We start from the raw sequence: 12,644 nt of genomic DNA, 5'->3' as shown, positions 1-12,644 counted from the left end.
GATGCTACCGACTCTGCAAAATGCTTACCAGTACGCGCTGGACAACAGCGATCGCATTCTCACCGCCCTGCAACAACACCTGCTGCTGGTGGCGGTGCCCCTGGCGATTGGGCTGCTGGTGGGGCTACCGCTGGGGCTGTGGAGTGCGCGATCGCGGGTCGTTTCTACCGTCATGCTCAACAGCTTCAATGCACTGCGGGTGATACCCAGCCTGGCGGTGCTGTTTTTGGCGGTGCCGGTGCTGGGCCTGAGCTTTTCGTCAGCCGTGCTGGCCCTCACGCTGCTGGTAATGCCGCCGATTCTAATCAGCACTGACGTGGCGTTTCGCAACATTAGCCCCGCCATTCGCGAGGCCGCCACGGGCATGGGTATGCCCCCCGCCGACATTCTCAAAACCGTCGAAATTCCCCTGGCGCTGCCGGTGATTGTTGCGGGCATCAAAACCGCCACGGTGGAGGTGATCGCCAGCGCTACCCTGGCGGCCTTTGTGGGCGCTGGTGGGCTAGGGGCCTTTATTGTGCTGGGTTTTGCCGCCTACGACCCGGCGATTTTGCTGGTGGGGGCGGTACCCGTGGCGCTGCTGGCGCTGCTGGCGGAGCTGGGTCTGAGTGCAGTGCAGCGAGCCGCGCAGGCTCCGGGGGTGCGATCGGCGTAGGGTTAACTCAGCGTTACGGATTCAGTAGTCATGGGTCAGTCCTGCTTTGACAACGTTCTGTTTCAGTCACACAAACAGGCACGCAGCAAACGCACAATTAAGTCTAGCTATCAGTATTGATGAAGCTTCTGCATGACGTCGCCCATCACCCGCCGCAGATAACCTTTGCATCATACCAATCAACTCTCAACGGTCGGCGTGCATAGACGTTGTTACGTGGCTAGCAATTACCGGGATAGATTGGGTTCGACGACTGCTGGAAAGCTCTCAAAATTTCGTCGTACCCAATCCATTCCTATTTCATTATTTAGCTTTATACGCTGTGGTGCATTCGCATAGATCCTTTCTAAAATCCTTGCATCTTGATCCACAACTACATCGATCAACTTAAGCAGATTACTTTTAAGCAAATGTGCAATCGGGGAATGTGCCTTTATATACATCAACACAAATACACGAGATTGCCGCTCGGCTTCTGGAAGATAAAAGTGACATTCCTTAAGGCTCAATAGCTTATCTTCACCATGCAACAATCCCATGAACGGAAAAAAGTTTTCTAGATGTGCCTCTAGCACCTTTGGCATCGCAAGCTGAGCAGGGTTTCTTAAGATGTCACGCAATGTAGGTTGTTTGCGGGGTTGTGACAAATATGCATGAGAATGCAACCCCTCATCAATGAACTGTTTCATTTGCACTTCTTCAATCTCAAATAATTCTCGATGAGTGCCGTTTTGGTGATTATAGTCGTGCATGTTGAGTAGCAAGCTCAAAAGGTCGGTTGGAATGCTGCGTTCTCCTGTCACACCAATAAACTCGTATTCTGTGGCAATCTCATTCATAATTGCAGGAATTGGGATTTTCGGCTCATAGCTGCCGTATGACCAAATAAAATCCCCCTGGATAATTAATTCCAGCGGCTGCAAAAGCGATTTGGTCTGTTTATTCGATCCTGGTAGAACAGTGCAGCCTAAACTGTCAAATTTCAAGGCATGAAAGGGACAAGCGATCTCACTACTGCCATCAGCTTGAGTCACACACCAACCCTCAGATAGCATTGCACCCATATGAGGACAAGCATTTGGCAAGGCATTGATGTTGCCATGGCTGTCTTGCCAAAGAACGTAATCATTACCCAATAGTGAAATTTTCATCGGTTGATTGGGCTTCAGCATGGAACGATGCGCCAAAAGCCACGGTGCGCCTTGCAATTGATTCATGACTGCTTGTAACTACTTACTAATTAATTAGTAAGTTTATCGAATCCTTGTCCTTCCGTCAAGCCGAGGATTGGATGTCTTCGGCTTGGCAGACTCCTTGCTACGATGGAAAGGCAAAAATTTTATTAGAATGTCGTGACTCGACCCAGTAAACGAGACGCAAAATCCACCCACGCTGTTCGTGATGCCCAACTCACACAGCAGCGAATTTTGGATGCCGCAGAGCAAGAATTTTCGCGGCATGGCTTAAGTGGCGCACGGCTGAGTGCGATCGCGGATCTCGCTCAAGTCACAACTGCATCACTTCACTACTACTTTGAAAATAAGGAAAATTTGTACAAGGCCGTTCTACAACGCCCAATCGATGAAGTCCAATCCACGCTTGGAGAGTTAAATTTTGATGGTTTATCTCCTGATGAAGCCTTGAAGCAAATCATTCGGATCGCGATCACAAATGAGGCTAAAAACCCGCAACGGCAAATGCTGTGGTTTCAAGAGGCAAGCCAAAATCAAGGAATTTACTTTAAAGAGTGTAACGTTTTGTGCCTGCATGAGTATTTACTCAAGATTCTAGAGCAAGGCATGGCGGAAGGATGTTTTCGCCCTCTTAAACCGTTTTTGGCTCTAACTTATATCTTGAGCGTTTGCCTGTTCTACTTTACTGTGCATGAAAATTGGAAACATCTAGTGCCAAATGTTGACCGTCTAAGTTCAGAAATGATTGAAGAACACATAGAAGAGGCGACCTCATTTATTCTGGCGGGTATAAGGCACTCCTAATTAATGACTCAACCGAACCCCGACGGATAAGATTTAGGTTGCTACCCTACTCCAGAAAGGAAGCCACATAACGACAAAGATAAGCGGCGACAGGAACGCTAGAGACACAGTACAAAAGTTCTATTTGCCGCTTCAGCGCAGAGTTAGACCCCATCTCAGCGCAAACAACTACGTTTGAAAGCAAGTCTTGACTGTTTATAGTAAACTAGTTTATATTAAACGAGGAGACAATCGTGAGCATCGATCAACTATTCGTAAACGCGCCTAACCCGGAGGATTTTGCTGGGTTTCTAATTTGGCAGTTGTCGAATAAATGGGAAAAGTACGTCAACCAACAGCTCAAGGAGTTTAATGCCAGCCAGGGAGAGTGTTTTCACCTCATCTCAATCTTGCAATTGTCCGCAAGGCTCAGTGAAGTTACTCAAGTTGATGTAGCTCGGGTGACAGGAGGTTCAATGATGAACACCTCCAAGATCTTGAAAAGCCTAGAAAAGAAGCAGTGGATAACGCGCCAAACGGCTTCTGACCCACGAGCTAAGAAAGTTGAAATAACCGAGGCAGGCATAGTCACAGCAAAAGATACGGCTATGGTACTCGGGAAGGCCAATGAGGTCTTTTTTGGTGTAAATCACACCAGAGAACTGATTGCTACGCTTCAGGAAATCAACCAAAACCACTTGTAAATAACTAAGATGGATCCGCAGCAAATTTATCAGTTTCTTGAATCTGTTGTTCAGAGTTTTCTTCAGTCGTTTGTATCTCAAATGCTGGTGATAACGATTGTTTACTTCCTTGTCTGGAAAGTCTTTGCTTCTAAGTTTAAGCGTTTCCGCATTCAACCTGTTAAACGCGCTGGCTCGGTGCAGATTCGGCAAGAAATCAAAAACAGCGCAATTGTAGTGCTGGCAGGTCTGTTCACAACTCCCATTGTGCTTATCTTGCAGCAAATGGGTTACACCAAAATCTATACTGATCCCAGTCAGTACGGGCTTGGATATCTAATTTTCAACGTGGTAATACTGTGGATTATAGGCGATGCTTGGTTTTACTTTGCCCATAGAGGGCTTCACCATCCAGCACTTTACAGGTATATTCACGCGGTTCATCATCAAAGCTTGGATGTCACTCCTTACACCACGCTGTCGTTTCACTTCCTAGAGCCTTTAATTCTTTCGGGGTGGGTTTATATTTCGATTTTCTTGTTTCCGGTCAGTACTTTAGCCATTGGAATTAATCTGGCCGTAGGTTTGTTAAATAATCTCAAATCTCATCTTGGCTATGAATTTTATCCAAAGTTCTTTGAAAGAACACCCCTAAAATACCTGGTTAACAGTACCCATCACAATCAGCACCATACGAGATACAACGGCAACTATGGGCTATCTCTAAGATTCTGGGATCTTTTTTTCGGCACAGAGTTTGATGACTATGACCGGACTGTAAGTCAGGTAAAAAACCGTAAAAATTCAGCAAGAATCGTTGATAATTCAATATACAGAACAATCAAGATTTCCAAGATTATACCTGAGACTCACGAAGCCACCTCAATTTATTTTGAGCCTGAAGACGAAAACTTCTATAATTATCTACCAGGGCAACATATCAATCTCTGCATCAAAGTTAGAGGTAAAGTATATGAGCGTATTTTCTCTCTTAGCAGTTCTCCTGTAATAGATAATTTTTTACGAATTACGGTGAAGCAGCACAGTGTGGTGACTACTTACCTAAGGAATGAGGCCAAAGTTGGGGATGAAATTCAGGCTTTGTATCCCTGGGGACAATTTAATGTATGGCTCAACCCTAGCGAAAGTAAAAATTATTTAATGATTGCTGGGGGCAGTGGCATTACACCTATTCATTCGATGGTCAGGTCGATTCTGGCAAAGGAAAAAAACAGTAGGGTGGTCCTACTATATGCTAATAAAAGCAGAGAAGGAACGATCTTCTCCCAGGAAATCAAGGATCTTAGCGATAGGTATGATAATTTTTCAGCTTTATATTTTATCAGTGGTCAAAGACGATTGGATCAAGATATTCTTGCTCAGTCCCTTCAAAATCAGATTAGCCCAGAAGTATATATCTGCGGTCCTGCTGGGTTCAAAAGAACAATTAAAGTCTATTTGAAAGACTTGGGAGTTGATGCAAAATGCCTCCATGAGGAAGATTTCGCTGATGGACATGTTAGATTTTTTAACTAATCCTTTCAGTAAGTCCTATTTGATTTCTACTGCTTACTGATTCTGGATGTGGTTCTAATGTGGCTGCTCTCGAAAACCAAAATTGAATACTATTTGCATAATTGGCTCTCAAATATTCGCGATTTACCAATTCTGTAACGGCTTACAAAAGACGGTCTAACGATTTATTATGCCGACAGTTTCCATATATAGCGGTGGCCAGTTCGCTTAGGACATCAGTAACCGCCATTGGCGAAAACTGGGGCGGCGAACTGGCGTATAGCCATCGCTCCAGAAGCTCTGGCATGTCCTAACTGTCCTGGCGATGGCTATAACTGCCCTGCCATGGCGGATTATAGAGATAGTGACTTCGCAAGCCGTAACTGCTGTCTTACTACTCATGCTTCAGTCGTCGCTGAGGTTGGGCGTAGTGCTCTAGGGCCAGCAGCAGCCCGTTGATGACTAGGGCTAGAATGGCCACCGCGATCGCMCCCGCCACAATCTTGTCATAGCGGTTAGTCTGGATGCCGTCGAACAGCAGCTTGCCCAAGCCGCCAGCGTTGAACTTGGCCCCAATCGTGGCGATCGCAATGGCGACAATTGCCGAAATTCTCACCCCGGCCAAAAACACCGGCAGCACCAGGGGCACCTGCACCCGCCACCATCGCTGGTTTACGCTCATACCCATGCCTCGCGCCGCCTCCAGCACGGCGGGGTTAATGCCCGCCAAGCCCACCGTCAGGTTGCGCACCAAAATCACCTGGGTGTAGAGCACCATTGCCACAATCACCGAGGTGGCATTGAGGCCAAACAGGGGCACCAAAAAAATAATCAGCGCCAGGCTGGGAATGGTGTAGAGCACGCCCAACCCGCCCAAAACGGGCACCGCCAGCCAGCGCAGCCGCATGACCACGAGCGCCAAGGGAACAGCGAGGGCGATCGCAATGCCCAGCGAAATTCCCGTCATTCGCAGGTGTTGCAGCAGCAGGGTCAGCACCTCGCCAGGGTTACTCAGCAGGTAGCTCATCGCCCGTTCCCCGCCACCGCCGACTCGCGAATGTGGTCGAGGGTGAGCAACCCCACCGGGTTGCCTTCCTCCAGTACGGTAAGCGCCGGAGCCCCGGTTTTCAGAATCAGCGACAGCGCATCCCGCAGGCTGTCCAGATGCGAAAGTGTAGGGTTGTGGCCGTTGCTGTAGTTGGGCGGCAGGGCCATCATCGCCGCGCCAACCCGCAGCAGACCGAGCTGGCGTACCATATCGTCGGCCCCCAGCAGGTTGTAGACAAACTCATCGGCGGGTTGGGTCAGCAGGTTAAAGGGGGTGTCAAACTGCACCACTTCGCCCAACCGCATCACCAAAATGCGATCGGCCAGGCGCAGGGCCTCTTCCACGTCGTGGGAGACAAACAGAATCGTTTTCTTGAGCTGGCTTTGAAGGCGCAAAATTTCGTTTTGTAGGGCGGTGCGGGTGATTGCATCAATGGCCCCAAACGGTTCATCCATCAGCATAATGCCGGGGTTGCCCGCCAGTGCCCGAGCAATGCCCACCCGCTGCTGCTGCCCGCCGGAGAGCTGGGCGGGGTAGCGATCGCGAAACTCTCCCGGCGGCAGCTTCACCAGCTCCAGCAGCTCATCGATGCGGGCCTGAATTTGGGGTTTACCCCAGCCCAGCAGCTTGGGCACCACCGCCACATTGTCCGCCACCGTCATGTGCGGAAACAGGCCCGACTGCTGAATCACGTAGCCAATCTGCTGTCGCAGCTTGGTGGCCTTGATCTTGCGAATATTCACCCCATCGAGAAAGATGTTGCCCCCGGTCGGCTCGTAGAGGCGGTTGACCATCTTGAGCAGCGTGGTTTTGCCGCAGCCCGATGGCCCCAAAATCACCACGATTTCCCCCGAGTTGACCTGGCAGGTGACTCGGTTTACCGCCGGGCGCGCACCCCCGGCAAACCGCAGCGAAACATCGTCAAACTGAATGGTGCCCATGGGTGTTTTTCGGCTGGGGGAATTATTAGGGACGGCTAAGCAAGCTACTCCGTCACTAGGCCTGCATCGACCAAAAACTCGCGGGCGACATCCGCCGGCTCGCGCTGGTTGCCGCTCACTTCATAGTTGAGCTGGCGCATTACGTCATCGTTGAGCAGGGGCGACACCTGGTTGAGAGCCTCGGCAATGCCCGGGTTGGCATCTAGCGCCGCCTGACTCACAATCGGCGCCACCTGGTAGGGCGGAAACAGCGCTTCGTCGTCTTCAAGCACCACCAGGTTAAAGGCGCTGATTTCACCGTCAGTGCCAAAAGCCACGGCCACGTCGGCTTCGCCGTCGACTAGGCCTTTGTAGCGCAAACCCGCATCGACGGGCTTGTAGCTCTTCAGGCTAAAGCCACCGTAGGCCTCTTGTAGCCCCACCAGCCCGTCTTCGCGCACCTCAAACTCCGGCGGGCCGATCAGCGTCAGGTTGCTGGCCTGGGCGGCAAAGTCAGAAATGGTGCGAATGTTCAACGCCTCGGCACGCTCCTCGGTCATTGCCAGCGCCTGGGTATTGTTCATCGGTGCTGGGTCGAGCCACACCAGGTTGAATTGCTCCTGGTAGGCTTGCTTTACGGTGTCGTAAACAGCCTGCTGGTCGCTGCTTACGGGCAGCTTGAGCACTGTCAGCAGGGCTGTGCCGGTGTACTCGGGGTAGAGATCAATTTCGCCGCTCTCGATCGCGGCCTGGGCCACCGGAGTGCCGCCCAAATTCAGCTTGCGCTCGACGGTAAAGCCGTTTTCTTCTAGCACCAGGGCGTACATTTCGCCGATGATCAGCTGCTCAGTAAAATCTTTGGAGCCAACGCTGACCACGTCGCCGCCGTCGCCGCTGCCACCACCGCCACAGGCAGCCGCCACCAGCGCCGTCGCTACCCCCAGGCAGGCCTGGTTAAACCACCGTCGAGACAACTTCATAGGGTTATAAAAACTGACGTTGGGCACAATTCTCAGCCGCCGGGCTGTTCCCCTGAGAATATCACAGGATTTTTGGCCGCGGTTCCTCCAGTCAGGTTTTTGCTGGGTTAGTGAACCAGGGTGCGCTAACGCCCACTAAAAACGTGGTGATACCAAACAGCTTGGTTTTATCCTTACCTTGATCTGTACCCACGCCTTTGTCCATCAGCGTGACTATTATCGGGGATAGGGGGGACGGGCGATCGCAGCGCTATGATTGAGCCAGCTCTGGTAAACCCCTATGGCCGACTTCAAAATTATCGAGCGAGAAGGCTCACGGCTGGTCAAAGTTGTCTTAAACAACGAGACTGTGCGTACTGAATCGGGTGCCCTTCACTACATGCGCGGCACGATTACTATGCAGACTCAAACCCCGTCAGCGGGCGGCTTTTTGAAGTCTCTGGCGACGGGAGAAAATATTTTTCGCCCCACCTACACCGGTACAGGCGAGCTGTATCTAGAGCCCTCGCTCTCGGGCTATCACATTTTAGAATTGGCGGGCGAAGAGTGGATCTTAGATCGAGGGGCCTATTGGGCCAGCGATGGCAGTGTTGAGGTTTCGATTGAGCGCAACAAGCTGTTGACGGGTTTAGCGGGTGGTGAGGGCCTGTTTCAAACCAAGGTAAAGGGCCGAGGCCAGGTGGTAATGGTTGCCCAGGGGCCAGTAGAGGCCGTGGAACTGCGCGGGGAGCGGCTGGTGGTGGACGGCAACTTTGCGATCGCCCGTACCGGAGCGCTCAACTACAAAGTCGAAAAAGCCACAAAATCAGTAGTTGGCTCCATGACCTCCGGCGAGTTTTTGGTCAATGTTTTTGAGGGCAACGGCACCGTGCTGATTGCCCCAGTTCCCTACTGGCAAGTGCTGCTGCTGCGTCAGGTGGCGGCAGCCGCCGCGAGAACTGCCAGCTAAAACCGGCACGGCATCGTTTCCGCTTGGCCAGTGTCATACTAGATAGGCAAAAACCGCACCCGGCTGTAATGACTGACTTTCTCGCCCCCCTCAACCCCGCCCAACGCCAGGCCGTCGAGCACTACTGTGGGCCGCTGCTGGTGGTGGCGGGGGCGGGGTCGGGCAAAACGCGCGCCCTCACCTACCGCATTGCCAACCTAGTCCTCACCCACAAAACCGACCCTGACAACATTTTGGCGGTGACCTTCACCAACAAAGCTGCCAAGGAAATGAAGGAGCGCATTGAGGTGCTGTTTGCCGAGCAGGATGCCCAGGCCCGCCACGGCAAATCGCTCTCGGCGCTGCCCCAGTACGAGCAAACCAAGCTGAAATCTCAGGTTTACAAAACCATCACCAAGCACCTGTGGATTGGCACCTTTCACGCCCTCTGCGCCCGCATTCTGCGGTTTGACATTGAGAAGTACCAGCACCCGGCGGGTTACCGCTGGACCAAGAGCTTCTCAATTTTTGACGAGTCTGATGCCCAGAGCGTGGTCAAAACCATCGTCACCCAGACCCTGAACCTGGACGACAAAAAGTTCAACCCCCGCTCCGTGCGCTTTGCAATCAGCAACGCCAAAAACCAGAAGCTCACCCCCGACGACCTCGAAAAAGAGCAGCCCAACTACCGGGGTCGGGTGATTGCCGATGTCTACCGTCACTATCAAAAGGCCCTGGCAGAAAACAACGCCCTCGACTTTGACGATCTGATTTTGATGCCCGTGTTCCTGTTTCAGCAGAATGAGCAGGTACTCGCCTACTGGCACAAGCGCTTTCGCCACATTCTAGTCGACGAGTACCAGGACACCAACCGCACCCAGTACGAGCTGATTCGCCTGCTGGCCACCAATGGGGAATCAATCGCTACCTACAAAGACTGGAACCACCGCTCTGTTTTCGTTGTTGGTGATGCAGATCAATCAATTTATTCCTTTAGAGCTGCCGATTTTACCATTCTGATGAACTTTCAGGATGACTTTGGCGACGGCCTGCCCGACGACGACACCCGCTCGATGGTGAAGCTGGAGGAGAACTATCGCTCGACCTCAAACATTCTCGAAGTCGCCAACCACCTGATCGAAAACAATACCGAGCGCATCGACAAGGTGCTGCGGGCCACCCGAGGCGAGGGCGAGAGCATCTACTGCTACCGGGCCGACGACGAGACCGCCGAGGCCGACTTTGTGGTCAGCCAGATTCGCAACTTAGAAACTCAGCACCCGGAACTGCACTGGGGCCACTTCGCCATTCTCTACCGCACCAACGCCCAGTCGCGCGCCTTTGAGGACGTACTGACCCGCTACGGCATTCCCTACCAGGTGGTAGGGGGCCTGCGCTTCTACGATCGCCGCGAGATTAAAGACGTGCTGGCCTACCTGCGAGCGATCGCCAACCCCTTCGATACCGTTAGCCTGAAGCGAATCATCAACGTGCCCCGGCGCGGCGTGGGTAAGGGCACCCTCGACAAGCTGGAGCAGGCCACCCAAACCCTGGGCGGCATTCCCCTCTGGGAAATTCTGGCCGACGAAACCTCAGTCAAAACGCTGGCGGGCCGCTCTGCCAAAGGCGTGCTGGAATTTGCCGACATCATTAAAAAGTACCGCCAAAACCTCGATGAGCAAAAAGGCTCCGAAATTATTCAGGGCGTGCTGGAAGACAGCGGCTACCTGGCGGCCCTAAAGGCTGAGGGCACCGACGAGGCCGACGATCGCTTTGGCAACGTGCAGGAGCTTTACAACGCCGTCCTCCAGTTTGAGGAAGAGAACGAAGACCCCTCCCTGCTGGCCTTTCTAGCCAATGCCTCCCTCGCCTCTGACCTTGACGACACCAAAGAGGGCAACAAGGCCGTGTCGCTGATGACTCTGCACTCCTCCAAGGGGCTGGAGTTCCCGGTGGTGTTCCTGGTTGGCTTAGAGCAGGGCCTCTTCCCCAACCACCGATCGCTGGAAGACCCCGCCGCCACCGAAGAAGAGCGCCGTCTCTGCTACGTGGGCATCACCCGCGCCAAAGAGCGGTTGTTTATCTCCCACGCCCGTGAGCGCCGCCTCTACGGCAACCGCGAACCCGCTAGCCCGTCGCTGTTTTTAGCCGAGCTGCCCACCGATCTGATCAGCGGCAACAGCGCTCTGAGTCTGCCCCAAAAGTGGAGCACCCCCATTCGCGAAGCCCGCAAAAAGAGCGAAGCCGCCGCCCAACCTGGCAGCGGTGCCCACGAGTCAGACTGGAGCGTGGGCGATGTGGTGGTGCATAAATCTTACGGGGCTGGCGAAGTCACCCACATCTTTGGTGCGGGAAACAAAATTTGCCTAGCCATCTATTTTCAGGGCCAGGGCCGCAAAATTATCGACCCTAAGATCTCCGCTTTGCAGCGAGCAGAGTAGACTCACCGCACCAACGCCCGATAAATACTCAGGTAGTTACGGAATCCTCACCCAAGGATAAGAAACTACATAGGGATCTTCCGTGTATTTCCTTAGGTTATGGCGTTTAGCCCCGGTTAACCCATGAAAAGGTGGTTTAACCTCCGTTGTTTTGCGGTTTAGCCTTCCTAGGGTAGATGCGACCATAGCGACATTGGAGCAGGGTAAGTGGTCTAACCAACCTGTCAGGGCCAGGGTTGTTCCCTTGAGCCCAACGAGTTTAGGTTAGCCGGCTCGATAACTGCCACAGGTAGGATGAGGTCGCACCGGTTGACGTGGGACTCTGTATAGCAAGGTTCCTGCGTAGATGGTAAGGGCTCAGGGGTTCTAACTCCTTTACCTTACTGGGTTAGTTTCACGGTTTATGAGCACACTACAGGAATACAGTCATGCACATCTACCGATCACAGCAGCCCCTGGTTTGCACGCTTCCACAGGGGGAACAGCCAACCGACTTGGCCACTCTGGCGGCCTCAGATCTATCCTCCGCGTACACCACCGCTGACGACACACTGAGTCGGCTGGCGGCGGCGGCGGTTAAGCGACAGCAGTATTCCCAGGCGCTGCAGCTGCTGAACCAGCTAATTGAGCGCCATCCCGACCGGGCGATGTACTACAGCAATCGCGGCCTGGTCTACCTGTGGCTGGGACGGCCCTATGTAGCTCTGCTCGACTGCGATCGCGCCGTTGCCCTCGGCCCCAATCTCGATCAGGCCTACAACAACCGGGCCATGTGCCATGCCGCCCTGGGTGACCTGGCCGCCGCCCTAGACGATTACGAACAGGCCGTTGACCTCAACCCCTTCAACAGCCGCGCCCGCATCAATCTGGGGGCAACGCTGCGCCAAATGGGTGCCCTAGAGCTGGCCCTAGACTGCTTCGACGAAGCGCTGATGTTTCATCAGCTGCCTGAGTTTATCTACGCTGAGCGGGGGCGCACCTACCACCTGCGTGGCGACTGGAACTGCGCGATCGCTGACTACCGCCGCGCGCTGGCTGCGGCCCAAGGCTCAGCTCACTGCTCTTCGCCACTGGTCGAACGCGTCAATCGCTGGATGGCTGAACTGCTGCCGCAGCCAAGCCGCGCCTAAGCTGCGGCGACGAGATGGTGACGACACGATACAGCGAGTCGCCACAGCTCAGGCAACTAGTCGATAGAAATACTTTGGGGGCCACCATTGCGGGAACTGGCGCGATCGAAACCATCGGCGGCAGCCGTGGGGGCGACTCCCTGGTTTTGAAGCCAGCTTTTCACGGGGTCATCAGCCAGGCTGAGGCGCAGTAGCCCAGATGTCAGCCCGCCCAAAAACGCCACAGGGTGGGCCGTCAGTTCTTGTACAAATGGGGTTAGCTCGTCCAGAAACATGGGGTTAGGCGGTAGCAACGGTTTGATCCTAACCTGAAAGCTTTATGAAAAGGTACCTGCCCTCGCCCGTGACGATAAATCTGTCTCTACTGG

General features: G+C 53.3%; 12 protein-coding genes. 7 read left to right on the top strand and 5 right to left on the bottom strand.

The window, feature by feature from the left end; genetic code table 11:
• Nucleotide 1: 1 nt before the first annotated feature.
• Nucleotides 2-655: an ABC transporter permease gene (locus tag IQ265_RS07945; RefSeq protein ID WP_194052226.1), complete on the top strand. Its 654-nt coding sequence runs from the start codon at nucleotides 2-4 to the stop codon at nucleotides 653-655.
• Between the two features lie 227 nt (nucleotides 656-882).
• On the opposite strand, the gene IQ265_RS07940 is transcribed toward IQ265_RS07945, so the two are convergent.
• Nucleotides 883-1,872 (bottom strand): Rieske 2Fe-2S domain-containing protein, encoded by a 990-nt coding sequence (locus IQ265_RS07940; RefSeq protein ID WP_194052224.1) that lies wholly within the window; start codon nucleotides 1,870-1,872, stop codon nucleotides 883-885.
• A gap of 210 nt (nucleotides 1,873-2,082) precedes the next feature.
• Between IQ265_RS07940 and IQ265_RS07935 the strand changes: the two genes are divergently transcribed.
• The 3 genes from IQ265_RS07935 to IQ265_RS07925 all read left to right on the top strand — a co-directional run bounded on the left by IQ265_RS07935 (nucleotide 2,083) and on the right by IQ265_RS07925 (nucleotide 4,850).
• Nucleotides 2,083-2,652 (top strand): TetR/AcrR family transcriptional regulator, encoded by a 570-nt coding sequence (locus tag IQ265_RS07935; protein WP_194052222.1) that lies wholly within the window; start codon nucleotides 2,083-2,085, stop codon nucleotides 2,650-2,652.
• A gap of 233 nt (nucleotides 2,653-2,885) precedes the next feature.
• Nucleotides 2,886-3,335: a MarR family transcriptional regulator gene (locus tag IQ265_RS07930; protein WP_194052220.1), complete on the top strand. Its 450-nt coding sequence runs from the start codon at nucleotides 2,886-2,888 to the stop codon at nucleotides 3,333-3,335.
• A 9-nt stretch (nucleotides 3,336-3,344) separates the two neighbouring features.
• Nucleotides 3,345-4,850: a sterol desaturase family protein gene (locus IQ265_RS07925; protein ID WP_194052218.1), complete on the top strand. Its 1,506-nt coding sequence runs from the start codon at nucleotides 3,345-3,347 to the stop codon at nucleotides 4,848-4,850.
• A 373-nt stretch (nucleotides 4,851-5,223) separates the two neighbouring features.
• Here IQ265_RS07925 and IQ265_RS07920 read toward each other — a convergent pair whose 3' ends face one another.
• Genes IQ265_RS07920 through IQ265_RS07910 form a run of 3 tightly spaced genes read right to left on the bottom strand, consistent with a single transcriptional unit; the run spans nucleotide 5,224 to nucleotide 7,777 of the window.
• Complete coding sequence (locus tag IQ265_RS07920; RefSeq protein ID WP_194052216.1) at nucleotides 5,224-5,856, bottom strand: ABC transporter permease; 633 nt, start codon at nucleotides 5,854-5,856, stop codon at nucleotides 5,224-5,226.
• The gene (locus tag IQ265_RS07915) at nucleotides 5,853-6,818 is read right to left on the bottom strand and encodes an ABC transporter ATP-binding protein (RefSeq protein WP_194052213.1); all 966 of its coding nucleotides are present in this window, start codon (nucleotides 6,816-6,818) and stop codon (nucleotides 5,853-5,855) included. Before IQ265_RS07915 ends, IQ265_RS07920 begins: the two co-directional genes overlap by 4 nt.
• Nucleotides 6,819-6,862: 44 nt before the next feature.
• Nucleotides 6,863-7,777 carry a glycine betaine ABC transporter substrate-binding protein gene (locus IQ265_RS07910; protein WP_194052212.1) on the bottom strand — a complete coding sequence of 305 codons (915 nt, stop codon included), beginning with the start codon at nucleotides 7,775-7,777 and terminating at the stop codon, nucleotides 6,863-6,865.
• A 280-nt stretch (nucleotides 7,778-8,057) separates the two neighbouring features.
• Here IQ265_RS07910 and IQ265_RS07905 point away from each other — a divergent pair, with 280 nt between their 5' ends.
• The 3 genes from IQ265_RS07905 (at nucleotide 8,058) to IQ265_RS07895 (ending at nucleotide 12,276) form a co-directional block, all read left to right on the top strand.
• Nucleotides 8,058-8,726 (top strand): AIM24 family protein, encoded by a 669-nt coding sequence (locus IQ265_RS07905; RefSeq protein ID WP_194052211.1) that lies wholly within the window; start codon nucleotides 8,058-8,060, stop codon nucleotides 8,724-8,726.
• Between the two features lie 68 nt (nucleotides 8,727-8,794).
• On the top strand, nucleotides 8,795-11,146 hold the full coding sequence (gene pcrA, locus IQ265_RS07900; RefSeq protein ID WP_194052210.1) for a DNA helicase PcrA: 2,352 nt from the start codon (nucleotides 8,795-8,797) through the stop codon (nucleotides 11,144-11,146).
• Nucleotides 11,147-11,574: 428 nt separating this feature from the next.
• Nucleotides 11,575-12,276, top strand: a complete 702-nt coding sequence (locus tag IQ265_RS07895) for a tetratricopeptide repeat protein (protein ID WP_194052209.1) — start codon at nucleotides 11,575-11,577, stop codon at nucleotides 12,274-12,276.
• A 56-nt stretch (nucleotides 12,277-12,332) separates the two neighbouring features.
• Here IQ265_RS07895 and IQ265_RS07890 read toward each other — a convergent pair whose 3' ends face one another.
• Complete coding sequence (locus IQ265_RS07890; protein WP_194052208.1) at nucleotides 12,333-12,551, bottom strand: hypothetical protein; 219 nt, start codon at nucleotides 12,549-12,551, stop codon at nucleotides 12,333-12,335.
• Nucleotides 12,552-12,644 lie beyond the last annotated feature (93 nt).

The sequence above is a fragment of the Nodosilinea sp. LEGE 06152 genome (genome assembly GCF_015207525.1).
In the GTDB taxonomy this organism is placed as follows: Bacteria; Cyanobacteriota; Cyanobacteriia; order Phormidesmidales; family Phormidesmidaceae; genus Nodosilinea.
Note: the sequence above shows the minus strand (reverse complement) of the source record. Positions and strands in the feature narration are given on the sequence as shown.